17 protein-coding genes are annotated in these 17,001 nt (G+C 50.4%); 12 read left to right on the top strand and 5 right to left on the bottom strand.

Annotated elements, in window-relative coordinates; translation table 11 throughout:
• Positions 1 to 28 precede the first annotated feature (28 nt).
• Positions 29 to 475, top strand: a complete 447-nt coding sequence (locus tag LCH85_17615; protein ID MCA0353815.1) for an iron-sulfur cluster assembly scaffold protein — start codon at positions 29 to 31, stop codon at positions 473 to 475.
• Between the two features lie 38 nt (positions 476 to 513).
• On the top strand, positions 514 to 831 hold the full coding sequence (locus tag LCH85_17610; protein ID MCA0353814.1) for a metal-sulfur cluster assembly factor: 318 nt from the start codon (positions 514 to 516) through the stop codon (positions 829 to 831).
• Between the two features lie 47 nt (positions 832 to 878).
• Here the strand turns inward: LCH85_17610 and LCH85_17605 are convergent, their stop codons facing one another.
• Entirely contained in the window at positions 879 to 1,310 is a 432-nt protein-coding gene (locus tag LCH85_17605) for an NUDIX hydrolase (GenBank protein MCA0353813.1), read from the bottom strand.
• Positions 1,311 to 1,427: 117 nt separating this feature from the next.
• On the opposite strand from LCH85_17605, the gene LCH85_17600 reads away from it, so the two are divergent.
• Entirely contained in the window at positions 1,428 to 2,381 is a 954-nt protein-coding gene (locus LCH85_17600; GenBank protein MCA0353812.1) for a hypothetical protein, read from the top strand.
• Positions 2,382 to 2,434: 53 nt separating this feature from the next.
• Here the strand turns inward: LCH85_17600 and LCH85_17595 are convergent, their stop codons facing one another.
• Positions 2,435 to 3,445 carry a hypothetical protein gene (locus LCH85_17595; GenBank protein ID MCA0353811.1) on the bottom strand — a complete coding sequence of 337 codons (1,011 nt, stop codon included), beginning with the start codon at positions 3,443 to 3,445 and terminating at the stop codon, positions 2,435 to 2,437.
• Position 3,446: 1 nt separating this feature from the next.
• Positions 3,447 to 3,800 carry a PadR family transcriptional regulator gene (locus tag LCH85_17590; GenBank protein MCA0353810.1) on the bottom strand — a complete coding sequence of 118 codons (354 nt, stop codon included), beginning with the start codon at positions 3,798 to 3,800 and terminating at the stop codon, positions 3,447 to 3,449.
• 174 nt (positions 3,801 to 3,974) lie between these two features.
• Here LCH85_17590 and LCH85_17585 point away from each other — a divergent pair, with 174 nt between their 5' ends.
• Positions 3,975 to 4,562 carry a hypothetical protein gene (locus tag LCH85_17585; GenBank protein MCA0353809.1) on the top strand — a complete coding sequence of 196 codons (588 nt, stop codon included), beginning with the start codon at positions 3,975 to 3,977 and terminating at the stop codon, positions 4,560 to 4,562.
• 72 nt (positions 4,563 to 4,634) lie between these two features.
• Here the strand turns inward: LCH85_17585 and LCH85_17580 are convergent, their stop codons facing one another.
• Both LCH85_17580 and LCH85_17575 read right to left on the bottom strand, forming a co-directional pair.
• Positions 4,635 to 6,548, bottom strand: a complete 1,914-nt coding sequence (locus LCH85_17580) for a cellulose binding domain-containing protein (GenBank protein ID MCA0353808.1) — start codon at positions 6,546 to 6,548, stop codon at positions 4,635 to 4,637.
• Positions 6,549 to 6,707: 159 nt separating this feature from the next.
• Positions 6,708 to 9,122, bottom strand: a complete 2,415-nt coding sequence (locus LCH85_17575) for a tetratricopeptide repeat protein (protein ID MCA0353807.1) — start codon at positions 9,120 to 9,122, stop codon at positions 6,708 to 6,710.
• Between the two features lie 442 nt (positions 9,123 to 9,564).
• Between LCH85_17575 and LCH85_17570 the strand changes: the two genes are divergently transcribed.
• From LCH85_17570 to LCH85_17535, 8 genes are all read left to right on the top strand, one after another.
• A complete protein-coding gene (locus tag LCH85_17570; protein MCA0353806.1) occupies positions 9,565 to 10,032 on the top strand; it encodes a response regulator in 468 nt (155 codons plus the stop codon).
• 136 nt (positions 10,033 to 10,168) lie between these two features.
• Entirely contained in the window at positions 10,169 to 11,755 is a 1,587-nt protein-coding gene (locus tag LCH85_17565; GenBank protein ID MCA0353805.1) for a GAF domain-containing protein, read from the top strand.
• Between the two features lie 184 nt (positions 11,756 to 11,939).
• Positions 11,940 to 12,329 (top strand): hypothetical protein, encoded by a 390-nt coding sequence (locus LCH85_17560; protein ID MCA0353804.1) that lies wholly within the window; start codon positions 11,940 to 11,942, stop codon positions 12,327 to 12,329.
• A 63-nt stretch (positions 12,330 to 12,392) separates the two neighbouring features.
• Entirely contained in the window at positions 12,393 to 13,397 is a 1,005-nt protein-coding gene (mvaD, locus tag LCH85_17555) for a diphosphomevalonate decarboxylase (protein MCA0353803.1), read from the top strand.
• A 9-nt stretch (positions 13,398 to 13,406) separates the two neighbouring features.
• The gene (locus tag LCH85_17550; protein MCA0353802.1) at positions 13,407 to 14,471 is read left to right on the top strand and encodes a sortase; all 1,065 of its coding nucleotides are present in this window, start codon (positions 13,407 to 13,409) and stop codon (positions 14,469 to 14,471) included.
• 7 nt (positions 14,472 to 14,478) lie between these two features.
• Positions 14,479 to 15,651, top strand: coding sequence for a hypothetical protein (locus LCH85_17545; protein MCA0353801.1), 1,173 nt, complete (start codon positions 14,479 to 14,481; stop codon positions 15,649 to 15,651).
• Between the two features lie 72 nt (positions 15,652 to 15,723).
• Positions 15,724 to 16,482 (top strand): class I SAM-dependent methyltransferase, encoded by a 759-nt coding sequence (locus tag LCH85_17540; GenBank protein ID MCA0353800.1) that lies wholly within the window; start codon positions 15,724 to 15,726, stop codon positions 16,480 to 16,482.
• Entirely contained in the window at positions 16,479 to 16,988 is a 510-nt protein-coding gene (locus LCH85_17535; protein ID MCA0353799.1) for a hypothetical protein, read from the top strand. The genes LCH85_17540 and LCH85_17535 overlap by 4 nt, the downstream gene beginning before the upstream one ends.
• The last annotated feature ends 13 nt before the right edge of the window (positions 16,989 to 17,001 follow it).

Below are 17,001 nucleotides of genomic sequence, written 5' to 3'. Positions count from 1 at the left end.
GAAATCAGCACCAGTTATGGAGGCGAATGTGGATCGCCAAGAAGCTATCGAGTTTTTGCTCGAACATTATGAACAACCGCGCCATCGCGGCGAATTGGCCGATCCGGATGTGACCATGCCTGGTGGTAATCCTGGTTGCGGCGATGTCGTAACAATCTATCTCAAGGTCGATGCTGCCAACGATGCAATTCAAGATCTGGCCTTTGTTGGTGAGGGCTGCACCATCAGCCAAGCCGCCGCCTCGATTTTGCTCGAACAAATGCAGGGCCAAGCATTGGCAGCGGTTGAAGCCTTGGATTTTAATTGGATGATCGATGAGTTGGGCCGTGAGGTGGTGCAATCGCGCCCGCGTTGCGCAACCTTGGCTTTGGGTACGCTCAAGGCTGCGATCAAAAAATATCGTAACGATCAGATTCGGGCTGAGCTTGGCGAAAACGCCCCGACCCAGACCGCGCCTGAAACATTTTCAAATTAATCACGCCAATCTGGTGTGGACGATAGGAAGGAAACTCAATGCTTAGTGATGATATGGTTCGTTCAGCCCTCAAAAACGTCGTTGACCCTGAAATTGGGGTTAATATCGTTGATTTGGGTTTGATCTACAATGTTGATATTCGTGATGAAGGCCGCCAAATCGTGGTTGATATGACCCTGACAACGCCTGCTTGTCCAGCTGGGCCACAAATTATCGACCAAGCGCACAAAGAAGTCAAAGCGCTCGAAGTGATTCACCCCAGCTTGAACGATGTGAATATCAACTTGGTTTGGACTCCATTTTGGAACCCCGAAATGATGAGCCAAGATGCTAAAGATGAATTAGGTTATTTCTAAATTGTTGACGAACCCCCCGTTGGGTTGGCCCAACGGGGGTTTTAGCTTTAATCGAGGCGTTGGGCGGCGACAGTTTCAACCAGCCGTCGGGTTTCAGGGTGAATATCGAGACCTGCGAGATCATCAACCCCAAACCAACCAATCGCTAAAGCATCATCGCCTGCTTGTGGCTCGCCACTGAGCCATTCGGCCTGCATCTCCAACAAGACATAATGATATTGCACCTGATCAGCTTGATCACGATGAATCACATCGACAGCGGTGATAAAATGTGGCTGGCTGATTTCAACGCTACATTCTTCGCGAATTTCGCGGCGGGCAGCGGCCTCGACTGTTTCGCCCAACTCGATCGCCCCACCTGGAACGCTCCACTGGCCAGCCAATGGCTCCTTAGCTCGTTGGACTAAAAGCACTTGTTGTTTGTGCCAAACCATCACCGCTACGCCAATTAATGGTTGGCTTGGATACCTGCGCGACATTCGAATTCCCCCATTGGCAACATGACCTAGGCTTGATTATGCCATAGCTTTTGCACAACTTGGGTCAGCGACTTTTTTGGTATTATGAAGCATCTATTCAACCAGAGGAGTAAGCGTATGGCACAGGCGTCGATCGATATTAAGCGGATTTCTTGGATTATCGTGATTATTGTTGCCGTTGTTCTATCGGCTATGTCATTGTATACCCCAAGATTTGGTGAGGATCTACATAAATATTATATGCCTTTTGCCAAAGGCTGTGATAATTGTGGCTTTAATCCTTATTATGCGCGTTGGATTTTTGCACCACTCATGATCTTGCCAGATAACAACTGGGCAATGCCATTATGGAGCATTATGGTATTTGCTACGATGTTTTGGCTAATTTATCGAATGAAGATTACGCCATTAGTTATTATTTCATTTTCCATGATTGGTCAATATTCTTTGGGCCAAGTTGATATTTTTCTATGCCTTGGTTTATATTTGATTCTGAAATCTGAAAATCCATGGTTGCATGGCCTAGGAATTTGTTTATTGGCGATTAAACCCCAAGTAACCGCTTTGGTAATTGTTGGCTTAATCGTTGGTCAAAAATTCCCCCATCTATGGCGCATGTTAATTCCACCGACGCTCATGTTGCTGCTGAGTTTCTTGGTGTTTGGCATCGATTGGCCAATTCGTTGGTTGGGCAATACTCAAACATTACCGCGGCATGTTTGGCGTTTAGCGGCAGGCGATACCTGGCGCTTTGCTTTGCCATTTATTTGGATTCCCTTCTTATTTAAAGATCGCGAACTGCGCGTGCTCTTGTGCCTTGTGATGATGGCCTTGGCTTCGCCCTTTTTTGGCACCTATACTTATATTGTGTTGATTTTGTTTTATCCCAAGTGGTGGACGATTGCGCTTTCGTATGGGTGGATGCTGTTTAAGCCGATTGAGCCTGAATTTACCCTGCGTTGGGCTTGGATTTTGCCCTTGGTAATGCTGATTCACCTTTGTTATACCAATTGGCCGCAAAGTTGGTGGGCGCAGCGACGTGCTCGCTTGGCAACGAAGCCCGTCAATTAAAACGATTTGGCAGGAGTTAATTACCCAATTAACTCCTGCCAAATGAGCGCTTTTTACACGGTAGCAATAAGATTGTTGTTAAGCTTGGCTTGGCTACGCTCTTGGTACAGTTTGTAGGCCGTGTAGCCTGCATCGATAATCACGAAAAAGGCGGTGATTGACAAACCGTAATAGAACGAACTCATGCCAATTGCTGGGCTATTTTCGCGAATCAGCTCGCCAAGTCGGCTGAGTTGGCGTAATGAATTGGGATAACCTGCGTTGGTCAGCCACTCGGCATGGCCGCGAATCAATAGGAACAACACAATCAAACTAAAGCCACTGGCCGCTAGTGAAGCGATACGGGTGCTGGTTTGCCAAACGCCACGCCACATCACAATCAGATCAACGACCACATTGAAAATACTGGCAACGACCACCAAGGCAAAATACTGGCTAATCACTGGGTTTTCAAACAAGCCACTGCCATCAACCCAGCGGAAGCCGCCTTCGGCCTGAAATTGCATCAGCCAGCCCAACAAAATAACCTGAACCGCAATCCCAATCAGCTGCGAGCTGCGGCTAACTTTCTCGTTAGCTGGAGTAATTGCTGGCAATTTGCGCGGGTCGAATGGCTTTTTCGGCTCAGTTTCAGCCTCAATTTCAAGCTTTTGAATACCCCAGAAAATCGCGACAATCAAGCCAAAGGTTGCTGGCAGATTGCTGATGGCGCTCCAAGCAACTTGCACAATATTCAAGCGATAATTGCCAATTGTTGCCAGCAGCGCTAAACCAAGCTGACTAACGATAATAATGCTAAATACCAGCAATACCACTGCTCGAAACTGTGGAAACATCGCTGGACTGATCAAATATTGTTGGTTGTTACCATAAGCCGCCGCTACTTTGGCTGGCTCGCCCAGCGCTTGCAGGGTTGCGACAACAGCCGATTGATCGTCGAGCGCTTGATCGTTGCGCTCAAGGCTATCGTAGATCGAAGAACGTAGCTCATCCAAAATATCGCTGCGTTGCTTGGCAGGTAAATAATTGCCAACTGCTGCAAGATAACGTTCAATCAGTTCCATCTCAAGCTCCTTCATTAGTTAATAAGCGTTGCATGACTTCGGCTAGGCTTTGCCAATCGTGGCTCAGTTGGGCTAGCAGGGTGCGACCTGCTTCATTAATCACATAGTAGCGGCGTGGCCGTGAGCCTTCGACATTCCACATACTGTCTAGAAAACCTTGGCTTTCCAAGCGCCGCAACAGTGGGTAGAGCGTGCCTTGGTCGATACTAAAGCCCCGTTCCGCCAGGCGATCAATCAGCGAGTAGCCATATTGGGGCGTTTGCAGTTGGCTCAATGCCGCCAATATCACCACTCCCCGCCGTAATTCTTGGGATAATTTTTCGTATCCCTCTTGTTCTGTTGCTTGTACTATCATGGTTTTTATAATACTGTGTATTGCACAGTATTGTCAATAGTTAAATATGGCGAAATTGTGACTATTTTTTAAGCAGCTGTTTTAGCTAGCGATCAATGAGTATTTGCAGATTTACTTGATAATATACGTATATTGATGTAATATACGTATATTATTGATTGTTGAGGATCGCGTATGCACTTTGATCAAGCAACGATTGTGCAAACCACGCTAGCCGCTGTGATGCAGACCCAACAGCGTTTGGCTGAGCATCTTTGGTGGGGTGGGGCGGTGGGTCATTCGGGAGCGGAAGCTAGTCTGTTGGAGCAAGAACTGACTTTGCTGGTGGCGGTTGCCAATGGCGAAATTGAGCGCGAAACAGCGGGAGTTGCCCGTTATTTTGAAATTAAGGGCGTGCTTGATGTTGTTTGTCGGCTGTTATGGCAGGCTCCCTTGAGCACTGAACCTGCTATTCCTGCCGAATTTTGGACCCAGTCTGGGATTGGAGCGGTCTGTGGGGCGGTGCTGGCATGGCTCGATGCCGATGATTTAATTACAATTACCGAGGCGGCCCGCTTGCTTTACCCTGATGCGATGCTGGTTGGCAGTAATGTGGCGACGCAACGCGTGTTACGCCTGATTGCCAGTGGTAAACTGCGCGAATATATGGCGAATGCCGACGTTGCGCCAAATCCGCGCCATCGTCGGCGAGTTAAGCGCAGTGAGGTTTTGCCACTGTGCAATATTTCGCTTGAGCTTGATGATTCTAACGCTCAGGAATAACGTTAAATCAAAAATCCCCTAGCTTTGAGGTGGGCTAGGGGATTGAACTTGGGAGTTGTTGCCAGACGCTCCCTAGTTATAGGCGGCGATTTCCCACAACGAGTAGCCCCATTCGGTACCGCGTTGGGTTGCATAAATTCGCAAATAACGTCCGCTGCCGTTGACATTCAGCGTATCGCTGCCGCCATCGCCGTTGCTGACAGTGCTCAGGGTGCGCCAAGTACTCGCATCATCGGAAACTTGTACTTGATAGGCCCGCGCATAGGCTGCTTCCCAATTCAACACAACTTTGGTCAAGCTTTTGCTACTGCCCAAGTCAACTTGAATCCATTGAGGATCGCTGTAGCTGCTGGCCCAACGAGTGGCGTTGTTGCCATCGGTGGCGTTGGCTCCACCCAAAGTGCTGGTTTCGACCGAGGAAACTTGAACTGGCCGACCAAGCGCCACGTTGCTGCTGGTTGTGCCGCCACTACAGGCTTGGCCGTTGATCGTGCAGTTGCTGGGGTTGATCCATGCGCCGCTGTAGCTTCCGCTAAAGCCAAATTCGCGAGTTTGGCCAACTTCGATTCGGCGGTTCCATTCGAGATTGCCAGCGGTGTAGCGGTTGCCGCTCTTGGCTTGAGTCGCATCCCACCAGCTTGAAATCGTGGCATTACTCGGCAAGTCAAAGCTTAGCGTCCAGCCATCGACGGCGCTACTGCCATTGTTGGTAATCCGATAGACTCCCACATAGCCGTTGCCCCAATCTGAGGTTTTGACAAAGCTTGCTTGTAAGCCATTGCCTGTAGTTGGTTGGCTGTTGGTGGTGACGCTCAGGCTGTTGCTGTTGGCCGAGCGATTGCCAGCGGCATCACGCGCTTTGACCGCAAAACTATAGGCAGTGCTGGGATTCAGCCCGCTGATCGTGATGTTGGTGCTGCTGGTGCTGGCAACTGGATTGGCCCCGCCATTCTGATAAATATCGTAGCCCACCACGCCAACATTATCAGTGGCGGCGTTCCAGCTTAAATTTACGCTGTTGTGGGTTTTGCTGGGTGCTTGCAGATTGCTGGGAGCACTTGGCGCGGTTGTATCGCTTGGGATGTCACTTTGTGGCGTGAAACGTAACCAATCAACATCCAGTGAACGGGTGGCTCGTGGTGGATTGGTGGCATTCGCACAGCATTCGGGAGTCCAATTGGGGTGATGCCACAAATTGACCATAAATGCCGCTGGATTTTTAGGAATCCGTGCGCTTGGCCCACGATAATCCCAGAGCACAATTTTTTGGCCGTTGCTCGGATTCACCACCCACAAGGTGACGTTGCTGGCAGTCCAATTGAAGCCATATTCATAGTAGTTGGTGGCTGAATTGTAGCTTGGAATCGCCTGCACCGCCGTTGGTTGATTTTCGCTTGGGCTATTCGACAAATCGGTGTAGCTATCGCCGAAGGTCGTGGCATAGCGGGTATATTCGATCGTGCCAGTTGCCAAATTAACCTTGCGATAGACCCGCCGACTGATCGCGGTTGGATCGTTGTAATCAGTCCAGATCGTCATCAAGATTGATTGGGGTTCGGCGCAGAGCCATTCAAAATCAATTTCGCTGTTATCAGGCAAGCCATTGCCATTGCTATCGCTGCCATCGTTGAAATAGGTAAAGAAACCGTTGATTACACCTTCGTCGCTGGCGCAGTTGGCGGTTTTCATACGGGCTTCATAGGTGCCATAATGATACTGTTGGCGCGAAACCAAATTTGAGCCTTGGCCTGGATAGGCAGTTTGGCCAGCGGCAATCGAAAGCCGCAGAATCTTGCCATCTTGGGCTTGGCTATCGCTGACGTTGGCCGTGCCCGTGGCGGTGCTGGAGTTGGTGTACCAGCTAAACAGACTGGAATTACTGATTGGTTGATTAAAGTGCTCGGTGCTGCTAGCAGCACTGGTGACGAGCGGTAAAAAGACCAAAAAAGCTGCAATGAGTTTGAGCATTGGCTTATAAACTTTCATAGTGTACCCCGTACTAGATTGCGGTTTGAAGCTCGCAGTTTTCACTCGACTTGTTGGGCGTGTGACCTCCTTCGTTGACTAGCAAGCCCATTAGACCAAAACCTGCCCACCAACAGAAGGGTGAAAACTGGGGTAAAAACGGGGTATTTTTAAAGAAATTTAATGAATGATACCAAGCAATGTCTGGATTAATTGGGCTAAAGCCATGGTTTGGCTGCTAAACCAACGCTGTTGCACCTGAACTGAGGTTAATTGTTGCTCAGCTTGCTTGATGTGGATTTGCAAACGTTTTTGCTCGGCCTCAAACAAGGGCAAGGCTAGCTCATCGCGGAGTTGCTTGGCTTTGCTCCAGCATTGAATCGCCAATTCAGCTTGCTGCACTTTGCTCAAAATTTCGCCAAACCGCTCTAAATTCCAAGCGAGGCCATCGTAATCGTGCAAACTCCAGCGAATTTGCACGCTTTGCTTGATTGCTGCCAGTGCAGCAGCGGTTTGGTTTTGGTGCAACAAGACTGGAGCCAAAGCATTCAAGGCTGAGGCAATCCCCCGTTGATCGTCGAGGGTTTGCCAAATTGCCAAGGCTTGTTCATGGGCCTGTTGGGCTTTACTCAAGCGCATCTGATAAAAGGCAATCATGCCAAGGTAATTTAAACTGAACGCAAGGCTGGGCAAAATCTGTTGTTGCTGCCAATAATCAAGGCTTTGCTGCAACAGCTGTTGGGCATGGCCAAATTGGCCTTGACGCAGTAAAACCATGGCTTGGCAATCGTGCATGGCAAACACTGAAGCTTGGTCGCCAAGCTGTTCATGGATGCTACAAGCGTGGCGATAGTGTTCAAGCGCTTGGACATAATGGCCTTGTTCCATAGCAACCTCGCCCAATTTGGCTAGATTGTCGGCGATGGCGGCAGGTTGTTGTAGGGCTTGCCGTTGCGCCAAGGCTTGTTGATACCAAGCCTGACCAGCACGATATTGGCTTTGCAAAAAGGCCGCAATATAGCCTTGCATTTCGTTGCAACGGGCTTGAGTTGCTGAATCAATTGGTTGGCTGCCGAGCCAAGCCAGCCATGTTTGTAGCTCCTCGGCGGCTCCATAACGATACCAAAATTCGGCCAAGGGTAAGATGCAACTGCTAACTGCAACCCAATTCTGCGTGCTGATTGCCCAGTTAATTGCTGCGCGAATATTCTCGCGTTCCAACAAAAGCGCCTGACGCGCCGCGAAAACTTGCTGGCTGAGCGATTCACAGTACATAACATAATAATTGAGATGCTGTTGGGCAAGCTCAGGAAATTCGGCCTGTTCAGCCAATTGCTGCGCGGCAAATTCGTGGATCAAGCTGAGCATGCTAAAACGTTGCGGTTGTTCAACTTCAGCCTGCATGTTCAGCAAACTATGGTCAATTAAGCCCGCCAATTGTTCAAGCAGATCAAGCTGATTATTGTTTGGCACGATTGCCTGAATGGCATCCAAAGTACACCCAGCCTGAAAAATTGCCAGTTGACGCAAAAGCTGTTGTTGCTTGGGCGAAATTTGCTGATAGCTCCAATTAATCGCGTTGTGCATACTTTGGTGACGAGCTGGGGCAGTTGGATCATTGGTGCTGAGCAAGGCCAAGGGCGGTTGTAAATAAGCCAACAAAGCTTCAGGCGTGAGCAAACGGGTACGGGCCGCCGCCAATTCCAAGGCCAAAGGCAAGCCATCAACTTGCCAACAAAGCTGTTTGATTGCTTCGGCGTTGTGGTTGGTCAGGGCAAATTGCGGGTTGAGCGTTTGCGCTCGTTGCACAAAAAGCTGAACGGCGGGATTGGTTTTGAGTTCGTTAAGGCTGGCCTCGGCGGTTGGCAAGCGCAACGGTGTTAGCGGAATCGCATATTCGCCTGCGCAATGCAATAGCGTGCGGCTGGTCAAGAGTAATTTGAGGTTGCTGGTATGGTCGAGCAAACCACGAAAATGCTCGGCAGCGCTGACCAATTGCTCAACATTATCGAGAATCAACAAGATACGGGCTTGTTGATAGTGCAATTGAATGTGGCGTTGCCACGAATATTTGCTGCTGGGCAGATTGAGCGCTTGACTCAGGGCTAAACCAATATCAGCCACGCTGCTGGATTGAGCTAAATCGACAAAATACACCCCATCAGGAAAATGCTTATGACTATGCTGGGCGATTTGCAGTGCAAGGCGGGTTTTGCCCACGCCACCTGGCCCAGTTAGCGTAATCATCCGAATATGCTCAGCGTTGAGATAGTTTTGCAGCGTTGCCAGTTCAGCTTGGCGATTGATCAGCTTCGTCGCAGTTAATGGCAAGCCGCTTGGTTTTGGCGCTGAATTGGCGGCATCAGTGCCAACCATTCGGGCTTGGGCGCAAAAAATCTGGCTTTGCTCGGCTGATAACTGCAAAATTCTGGCTAAACGAGCGGCTAAACTGCGTGATGGCCGCTGGCGATTGGCCTCCATTTTGCGAATACTCTCGACGGCGCAGCCAACTTCCTCGGCTAAAGCCGCTTGGGTGAGTTGGCGTTGATGGCGATAGTCGCGCAATTGTTGCCCAAATGATCGTGCTTCTGGCATAAACGCGAGCGACTCCTTGGGTGGGTTATAGCTGTGTCGTTGCGAAATCAGGTTAACAGTGGATGGGCGACATCCTGCGCTATACGGTACACTAGCAACACAAATCAGGCAATCGTGTTGCTGCAACGCTGGCTCATAATCCCAATGGGGAAGCAGCCGCAGAGCCAGCACCACTGCCAGCATAACCTGCCGTTTGCTCTGCTACAAGCACTCGTTTTGGATGAGCATACGCTCATTTGTTGGCGCAATTTCTTAACCAAAACTTGATATTTGAGCCTTGAAATTCAAGTACAATACAACAGTTCTTTGGGTACTAGCTCGATGACCCAAAAGGACTAGCCTCTAGGATGACTGTTATCGAGCAATGTCACGAGCGATAACCAACCGTGCATCGACGGCTGCTGCGTAGTAAGGGTTATTGTGTTCGTTTTGGAGAAAGTCCATGTATCCGGTTGTTCGACCGAGCGCTTCGCCTATCGTCGTCGCAAGCCGTGCAAAAGTGATGGTAATCGAAGATAACGTTGACAGCATGAATTTGACGTTACGGATTCTGCGCGAGCAGATCGGTGTTGCCTACTGCAACGCTCGTCCGTCAGGAGATGCCTTCTTCAGTTGGTTAAACTCGCCGCAAGTACGTCAAAACCCTACATTGAGCTTTCTCGACCTCATTCTGCTGGATATTCGCATCCCACGGGAAAATGGCCATATTGTGTTTCAAAAGTTACGGGCCTTGCCTGAGCTGAAACGCACCAAAATTGTGGCTATGACCGCCAATGGTTCGCGTGATGAAGCTGAACGCGCTCGCGTTTCGGGCTTCGATGGCTTTATTGCTAAGCCCATTTCGGTCAAAAACTTCCCCGAACAAATTGCCCGTGTCTTGCGTGGCGAAATTGTCTGGGATGTCAACTAAAACTGCATAGGTATTGGGTTTCAAGGGGTGACAGTGTGGTGCTGTCGCCCTTTTTTGTGCTATTCCGGCGCTGGCAGTTCATGCTATACTGGCGTTGTTAATCCACGTTTTGCTGGCTCAAGGAGGTGCTGCGCGTATGCCCGAACAACTACACCATGAACTCTCGTTATGCCATCGAGAGCTACGGGCGATCTACGACCTCGATGCTCTCCGCGATACAACCGACTCGACCGAAACCTTTTTAACTGGCTGTGCCGCGATTATTCGTGGGGTATTGCAGCCCGATTTGCTTCAATTAATTACCCTCGATTTGGAAGATTGCCCCGCCCAAAATATTACGATCGAACGCTGGCGACCAAATGATGCTGCTAGTTTGATGTTGGCCTTGACCAATGCCTTGGCTGGCGGTGAAACTTCAACCTTGCAAGAGGGCGATTCAGAAATTATTGTGCGTTCGCTCTCAGTTAAGGGTGAACGGCTGGGTGTGTTGGTGCTTGGCTCGGCTGATCACCATTGGTCGACTGATGATCGGCGTTTGATGGATGCCATGTGCTCACAAATTGATTCGGCTATGGCTGGCTTGCGCTTATTCCAACAAGTTCAATCACGCAATCGCGAACTCGAAACGATCTATCGCTTGGATCGCTTGATCGATGCCACTCCCGATTTTGATCAAGGTTTGGGTGCAGCCTTGGGCTTGCTCTCCGAGACGATTGGCGCTGCTTGGAGCTTTATTATGCTCTACACCGCCGAGGAGCATGAGCTTGAATTTCGCGCCGCTTCGCATGCTGATGTAGCCGACCCGTGCACTGAAGTTTCGCAAGTTTTGCGCGATTTGGCCCGTCAAACCGTTGATCAAGGCAAATTAGTGCGACGCGAACAGATCGATCAAACAATTGGAGCCTATATCGGCGTGCCCTTGATTTTGAAAAATCAAATTATTGGGGTTTTTGGTGGCGCGAATCCGCCAGGCACACGCGGGTTTAGCATTCACGAAGTTAAAATGTTGAATGCAATTGCATCGCAAATGGATACGGCACTGTTTGAAGATCGCCAACAACGCCATATTCGCGAAACTTTTGCCCGCTATGTCAGTCCCGATGTGGTTGATTTGATGTTGCGCACGCCTGGCAACGATTATCTGAATGTACATCGCCAACAATTATCAATGCTTTTTTCCGATATGCGCGGCTTTACCACAGTTTCCGAGCAATTGCCTGCCGATGTAGTCGCTCGCATGCTCAACGAACATCTCTCGGCCATGACCACGATTATTCGTAATGCAGGTGGTACGGTCGATAAATTTGTGGGCGATGAAATTGTGGCCTTTTTTGGTGCACCCTTGCCCTATGAGCAACACCCCTTGTTGGCGGTGCAAACTGGCTTGTTGATGCAGGCCCGTCATAACGAATTGATGACCGAATGGCAGAATCAAGGCTTGCCAGCGGTGGCAATCGGCATCGGGATTGCCTCAGGCGAGGTGGTCGTGGGCAATATCGGCTCATCGCAAATGATGAACTATACCGCGATTGGCTCGGATATGAATTTAGCGGCGCGGTTGTGTAGTGCCGCGTTGCCCAACCAAATTTTGGTCAGCCAAGCCACCTACGATGCCGTGCGTGAGCAGGTTCAGGCTGTGCCAGTGGCCCCATTGAGCTTGCGGCATATTTCGCAGTTAGTGCAAGCCTACAGTATTGAAGCAGTGCTGAGTACTCAAGCCTAAGCGCAGCCTGGAACTGCTGTAACTTTGGATGTAGTGACGATCACGAGATCTATATTTAGGGGGTGCAGGGGGATTAAAGCCCCCTGCGTTTCCCTCCGGCGGAGGGACGGAAGGGTGGCGAATAAGTTTTATTCTATCGAGCAAATTCAACAAATATCAACCCTACATTTAGTTGAGGACAATGATGTCTGAGCTTTTTGAAGTGAGCGAAGTTCACAATTATGGTGGTTTTTTTGGTGGCGATACCGTAACCCTCGATGTCATGGCGATTGCTGATCACAACGATTGGCGACCATTGGTGATCGATGCCAAAGCCTTGGAGAACATTCCTGAGCGTCATAATTTATTGGCTGGAATGGTATTGACCCTCGAATTTAGCGGCGAGCGGGTTGATCGGGCGGTGTTGGTGGCGGCTCGTGAGTATGAAGAATTACGCACGGCCTTGGGCTTGACCCAACTGCCGACGACCAGCACTGAGCCAATTAAAGTAAGTGGCTGTTGCGAACAATGCCAGCGCTGGCTGCCAGCCCAACATCTGACAAAGCAAGGCTGTGTGGTCTGTACACCAGCCTAAATTGGCCTAGGGATCTGCTACAATACGACTACTGAATTTGTTTATTTGTACGTGAGGAATGGTATGAAACAGCTTTCGCATGCGGCAACGGCAGTGGCTTGTGCCAACATTGCGTTTATCAAGTATTGGGGCCAGCACGACTCACAATTGACGCTTCCAACCAATGGCTCGATCTCCATGAATCTTGATGGCTGTCTAACCGAGACAACCGTACAATGTTTGCCCGAAGCCGTGGAAGATAGCGTGTGGCTAGCCTTAAGCGGCGGCGAAGAAGTTCAGGCCAAAGGTCGTCAATTTGAGCGTGTCATCCAACAAATTGAGCGTTTGCGTCAATTGGCTGGGGTTACCGAGCGGGTTGAAGTGCGTTCGCGCAATAATTTTCCTTCTGATGCTGGCATCGCTTCGTCGGCGGCGGCGTTTGCGGCGTTGACTCGGGCTGCGGCTTCGGCCTTTCGTTTGGAGCTTGATGAAGCCGAACTATCGCGCTTGACCCGGCTTTCTGGCTCAGGCTCGGCCTGCCGCTCGATTCCGGCTGGTTTTGTTGAATGGTACAACGATGGCACGCATGCTGGCTCGTATGCTGCCCAAATTGCTCCACCTGAGCACTGGAATTTGGTCGATATTGTGGCAGTGATTAGCACTGAGGCCAAGCATGTGGCTTCGACGAGCGGCCATAGTGTTGCCACGACCAGCCCTTATTTTTCGGTGCGCTTGGAAGGCATTGAGCAACGTTTGGCCGATGTGCGCCAAGGTATTCTCGAACGTGATATTGAGCGCTTGGGGCCAGCCTCGGAAGCCGATGCCATGTCGATGCATGTGATCGCTATGACTGCCCAACCGTCAACGATGTATTGGTTGCCTGGTACCTTAGCGGTGATGCAAGCGGTGCAACGTTGGCGTGCTCAAGACAATCTGCAAAGCTATTGGACGATTGATGCTGGCCCAAATGTGCATGTGATTTGCGAAGCCAAAGATGCGCCTGAAGTTGAGGCACGGCTCTGCGAGTTGGATGCAGTCCAGTGGACGATCGTTAATGGTGCTGGCCCCGAAGCGCGTTTAGTAGGATAAGGTGCGCTGATGCTGCGACGACTACGAGCCTATTTGGTGATTGTTGGCCTGTTGGTAGCCACGGTAAGCATTGGCTCAGCCGAAACTGCGGCAGGCCAACCGCGCTACTTTGCCGAAACTGGCCATAGTTTGGCCTATAATTTTCGGTTGTTTTGGGAGCGCAATGGTGGCTTACCAATTTTTGGCTATCCAATTACCGAGGTGTTCGTTGAAAACGGTCGTCCAGTGCAATATTTTGAGCGAGCGCGGCTGGAATGGCATGCAACCATTGGCTGGACGCTAGCTGGCCATCTGGGGCGTTGGGCAGCCGAAGGTTCAGCCAAGCATCCCGCCTTTACGCCGCGCAGCGAAGCCGCCTATCCTGGTCAAATCTTCTTCCCTGAATCGGGGCATACCTTAGGCGGGCTGTTTCGCCAGTATTGGGAGCGCAACGGCGGCTTGCAGGCCTTTGGCTATCCGTTGTCAGAAGAATTTCTCGAGCGTAACCAACAAGATGGCCAAATTTATACGGTGCAATATTTTGAGCGCACGCGCTTTGAATATCACCCTGAATTGCCAGCGGCTTATCAAGTGTCGTTGGGGCATTTGGGTCGCCAATATTTAAATGCTACCAAGGCTGCGCCGGAATGGGCTACCCGCAAAGTGAATGATGCGGCGGCTGCTTGGCAAGCATTGCGACCAACTCGCATCAGCATGCCACGAATTGGGCTTGATAGTACGATTGTTGAAGCAGGTTTTTCGTTGGGAACATGGGATGTGCCGACCGATGCCGCCGCCCATTATTGGCCAGTGGCAGGCTTTCCAACGACGGCTGGGAATATAGTACTAGCAGGTCATGTCGGCTATCATGGTATTATCTTCAGTCAGTTACCGAATGCAGTCGTCGGCGATCGCTTGATCCTGACTGTTGACGGCGTAGAACACCGCTACCAAGTAACTGACATAAGTACTGTGACCCCCGACCAAACATGGGTAATGGAGCCAACCGCTGAAGAAACGGTTACGCTGATCACCTGTGTGCCGATCGGTGTGTATTCGCATCGCCTGATTGTGCGTGCGAAGCCCCAACCGTAGGAGTTGTATGTCATCAACTGTTCAACAATTAATTCAACAAGGCGTGCAGGCGGCCCGCTCTGGCAACCATGCCGAGGCACGGCTGGTGCTGCGTCAGGCAATTGCCGCTGATGCCAAAAATGAGCAAGCTTGGCTCTGGCTGAGCGCGGTTGAAGCGACCAACAGCGAGAAAATTGCCGCCTTACAACAAGTGCTGGAGATTAATCCAGCCAATGCTGCCGCTAAACGTGGGCTTGATCTGCTTAAGCCCACCCAGATTGACTTTGCGAATTTAGGTCAAACGAGTACGGCGGCTCCGGCTAAAGCTAGTTTTTCGCCGCCACCAGCCCGCGCTGCTGGTAATGCTGGCTTGTTGCAACCACGCCCAAGTTTTGAGGCAAGCTCGCCTGCGCCAGTGATTAGTCAAGAGCTAGGCGCGGGAGCCGCTTCACTATCTACATCGTTCCCAACTCAAAAGGCTGAAGCACCGCCAACCCAAGCACCAGCAGCCGAAGCCAAGCCAACGCCTGAGCCGGAAAACGTCGTGAACTATAGCAATGATCTGGTTGGCTCGTTGCGCCCAGCGATTGCCAAAGGCCCGAAAAAACGCTCAGTGTTGCCCACCAGAAGTGAATTGATAATTTCTGCTATTCTTTTGGTATTGCTGGTTGGGGGGTTCAATCTGGTGCGTTCGGCCTTGGCTGGGCGGCTTGGTGGCTCTCGCAGTAACAATGATATTACTGCTAGTGAGCGAGCGACCAGCGAGGCCTTACTTGGCTTGAATCCAAATGTACCAACTCCAGTAGTTCAGGTAGTAACTGATTCAGGCCAACAACCAACCCAGCCCCAACCGGTTGAGCCTGTGGCGAGTGGTAGTGTCCATGAATCGCGCAGTTACTTCTTGACGATTGGGGCAACCGAGATTGCCAGTGATGGCAAGCAGGTGACGATTAATCTTGTGCTGCAAAATCCTACCAACCAATCATTAACCTTTCGGGCTGCCGATTTTACGATTCAGACCAATATTGGCGCGTTTCCAATTGCCTCGAACTCGCCCTTAATGAGTACGTTGACAATTCCGGCAAATGCCAGCCATTCGGGTAGTATTACGGCGCGAACCAATACCGGCGAATTTCAATCGATCAAGTTGGTCTGGCGACCAACCAGCGGCGGGATTTCTAAAACAATTACATTACGCTAAATCAACTCAGTAATGCCATGGTTCGCTGCGCGGTGTTTGCACAACCATGGCGTTGCTATGTAAGGAACTTGGATGTTTGATCAGTTTGTACCCTATTACGATGCCGATTATGGCGATTTTCAGGATGATCTGCTGTTTTACCGCGAGCATGCTCGGATGGCTGGTGGCAGCATTTTAGAAGTGATGTGCGGGACTGGGCGGGCGGCAATTCCGCTGGCGCAGGCTAAACTCAAGGTGGTGGGCATCGATATTGCTCCAGCCATGATCGAACGTGCTAAAGCTGCTGGATTAGCAGCAAACGTTGCGGAGCAGCTTGAATTTGTGGTTGCCGATGCAACCAATTTTGATCTTGATCGGCAGTTTGGTATGGCTTTTGTGGCGATCAATTCGTTTATGCATTTGGAAACCACCCAAGCCCAAATCGCTGCTTTGCGCTGTATCCATCGCCATCTCAAGCCCAATGGGTTGTTGTTGCTCGATTTATTTAATCCTGAGCCAAGCCAACTCAGTGCGGTTGATGGCTTGATGGTACTCGATAAAAGTTTTCGTGCGAGTAATGGCAATTTGGTGCAAAAATTTGTCTATCGCAGCGTTGATTTAGCGGCACAGCATCAACATGTCCAGTTCTGCTACGATGAAATCCAGCCCGATGGCCAAGTGCGACGCTGTGTGCTACCCTTTGGCATGCGCTGGCTTTATCGCTACGAGGCCGAACATCTGCTGGCCCGTTGCGGCTTTGAGTTGCAGGCAGTTTATGGCTCGTATGAGCTTGATCCATACACCAGCGAATCAGAACGAATGTTGATTGTGGCACGAGGAATTTCCCAATGAGCATGCTTGATCCTTATGAAATTGAGCGAATTGAGCGTTCGCGCAAACGGGCGACCCGCTTGTTGATGGTGGTGATGAGCTTGGCAACCCTGTTTTGTGGAGCTTTATTTATCTATATCATCAGCCCGCCGCCACGTGAATATATCGTTGGCCCAGTCAGCCAATTTCCAATTGGTCAAACAATTCAGGTTTCGGTTAAGCAACTGGTCGCCTCCGAAACCATCGTTAGTCGTCCTGAAGTTAGCGATGACCCTTTGTTGGTTACGCGCTTGAGCGCCGATCAATGGCGCGTCTTCTTGGCTTGGGATAGTTTAAGCGGTTGTATTGTGCTTTATCAACAATCCGACCAAACCTATCGTGATCAATGCTCAGATCGGGTGTATGATGAACGAGGATTATTAATTAGTGAGAGTCGGCGGTTGCGCCTTGGTGAGTTGCCGGTCACAATTGTTGGCGATCAGGTCCAAATTCGTGATGAACTCTTACCTGACCCCCGCCAAGAATAGCCTGACAATAGGC

Source organism: Chloroflexota bacterium, assembly GCA_020161265.1.
Lineage (GTDB): Bacteria > Chloroflexota > Chloroflexia > Chloroflexales > Herpetosiphonaceae > Herpetosiphon.
This window is presented reverse-complemented; position numbering and strand designations above follow the sequence as displayed.

Bases quoted from the DNA above. Each gene is read 5' to 3' on its own strand.
- LCH85_17560 (MCA0353804.1), top strand. From the start codon at position 11,940: ATGTCTGAGCTTTTTGAAGTGAGCGAAGTTCACAATTATGGTGGTTTT.
- LCH85_17535 (MCA0353799.1), top strand. From the start codon at position 16,479: ATGAGCATGCTTGATCCTTATGAAATTGAGCGAATTGAGCGTTCGCGC.
- LCH85_17600 (MCA0353812.1), top strand. From the start codon at position 1,428: ATGGCACAGGCGTCGATCGATATTAAGCGGATTTCTTGGATTATCGTG.
- LCH85_17595 (MCA0353811.1), bottom strand. From the start codon at position 3,445: ATGGAACTGATTGAACGTTATCTTGCAGCAGTTGGCAATTATTTACCT.
- LCH85_17550 (MCA0353802.1), top strand. From the start codon at position 13,407: ATGCTGCGACGACTACGAGCCTATTTGGTGATTGTTGGCCTGTTGGTA.
- LCH85_17545 (MCA0353801.1), top strand. From the start codon at position 14,479: ATGTCATCAACTGTTCAACAATTAATTCAACAAGGCGTGCAGGCGGCC.
- LCH85_17610 (MCA0353814.1), top strand. From the start codon at position 514: ATGCTTAGTGATGATATGGTTCGTTCAGCCCTCAAAAACGTCGTTGAC.
- mvaD (MCA0353803.1), top strand. From the start codon at position 12,393: ATGAAACAGCTTTCGCATGCGGCAACGGCAGTGGCTTGTGCCAACATT.
- LCH85_17605 (MCA0353813.1), bottom strand. From the start codon at position 1,310: ATGTCGCGCAGGTATCCAAGCCAACCATTAATTGGCGTAGCGGTGATG.
- LCH85_17540 (MCA0353800.1), top strand. From the start codon at position 15,724: ATGTTTGATCAGTTTGTACCCTATTACGATGCCGATTATGGCGATTTT.
- LCH85_17580 (MCA0353808.1), bottom strand. From the start codon at position 6,548: ATGAAAGTTTATAAGCCAATGCTCAAACTCATTGCAGCTTTTTTGGTC.
- LCH85_17590 (MCA0353810.1), bottom strand. From the start codon at position 3,800: ATGATAGTACAAGCAACAGAACAAGAGGGATACGAAAAATTATCCCAA.
- LCH85_17570 (MCA0353806.1), top strand. From the start codon at position 9,565: ATGTATCCGGTTGTTCGACCGAGCGCTTCGCCTATCGTCGTCGCAAGC.
- LCH85_17565 (MCA0353805.1), top strand. From the start codon at position 10,169: ATGCCCGAACAACTACACCATGAACTCTCGTTATGCCATCGAGAGCTA.
- LCH85_17575 (MCA0353807.1), bottom strand. From the start codon at position 9,122: ATGCCAGAAGCACGATCATTTGGGCAACAATTGCGCGACTATCGCCAT.
- LCH85_17585 (MCA0353809.1), top strand. From the start codon at position 3,975: ATGCACTTTGATCAAGCAACGATTGTGCAAACCACGCTAGCCGCTGTG.